The organism is Chromobacterium aquaticum (assembly GCF_021129195.1).
In the GTDB taxonomy this organism is placed as follows: domain Bacteria; phylum Pseudomonadota; class Gammaproteobacteria; order Burkholderiales; family Chromobacteriaceae; genus Chromobacterium; species Chromobacterium aquaticum.
The window spans coordinates 1-1,039 of the sequence record NZ_JAJOHW010000248.1 but is presented as its reverse complement, the minus strand read 5'-3'; the positions used below and the strand labels follow the sequence as shown (position 1 = coordinate 1,039).

General features: G+C 60.1%; 1 protein-coding gene and 1 pseudogene. One reads left to right on the top strand and one right to left on the bottom strand.

What is annotated here, in order from left to right:
* Positions 1–245 (bottom strand): annotated as a pseudogene (locus tag LQT98_RS23485) (hypothetical protein); the annotation flags it as partial.
* Between the two features lie 272 nt (positions 246–517).
* Here LQT98_RS23485 and LQT98_RS23480 point away from each other — a divergent pair.
* Positions 518–1,039: cache domain-containing protein (locus LQT98_RS23480; protein ID WP_231465626.1), on the top strand; the 522-nt coding region annotated here is incomplete at its 3' end.

Below are 1,039 nucleotides of genomic sequence, written 5' to 3'. Positions count from 1 at the left end.
TGGCGCAGCCGCGCGGCGGCGCCGCGCAGACCCGGATTGTCGCGCAAGGCCTGGCGGATCAGCGCTTCCAGTTGTGGGTCCCGCCATTGCCGCCACCACTCGGCGGCGGGCGTGCCCGCCCATTCGGCAGGCGGAGCGGCGTGCAGTAGCGTGGATTGCGGCGCAACGGCATCCATGCCGGCGCAAGCGCTGAGCATGAGTGTCGCGGCCAGGGCGGCTACGGGGGCGGGAGCTAAGAACTTCATCGGGGGCTTTCTGGTATCACATCCGGTATATTTTATTTGTTGATATTACATTTGTAAAATACTATCCGCGCTTTGAAACGGCTCCATGACGAAGGAATTCTTGCTTCATCACTGGCTGATCCAAATCAAGCGCATGTCATTAAAAATGGTCAACTAGATAATGACGAGTGTATTATTTGCTATTTGCTTATAAACACGGCAGACAAAACCGGATTCCGCCGCGCGGCGGAAGCGGCCTGCCTAGTCCTTGCGTCGATATTTTTGGAGACATCATGCCAGCCGGTCTTTCCTTGAAGCAGCGTCTGCTGTTCTTGATTTGTAGCGTGATTGCGCTGACTTGCCTATTGGGTGGCCTGGTGCTGCGCAGCATGCACCAACAGATGATGACGGATCGTCAGGAACTGATCCGCGGACAAGTGGAGAACGCGCTCAGCCTGGTGGCCAGCTACGAGGAGCGGGCGGCCGCCGGCGCGTTGCCGGAGGCGGAGGCACAGCGCCAGGCGTTGCTGGCGCTGACCCGGCTGCGTTTCGCCGGCAAGGAGTACTTCTTTACTCTGAACAAGGATCTGGTCTGGCTCGCGCACGGCGTCAATCCCAAGCTGATAGGCAAGGATATGCACGCGGTGAAGGATTCCGACGGCAACAGCCTGGGTGCTACTTTCGACCGCACGCTGCGCGATGGGCGCGGCCGCGGCTTCGCCGAGTTCGTCTGGGACAAGCCTGGCTCCGAACAGCCGCAGCCCAAGCTGGCATATCTACAATCCAGTCCGCGTTGGGGCTGGGTGGTGGGCACC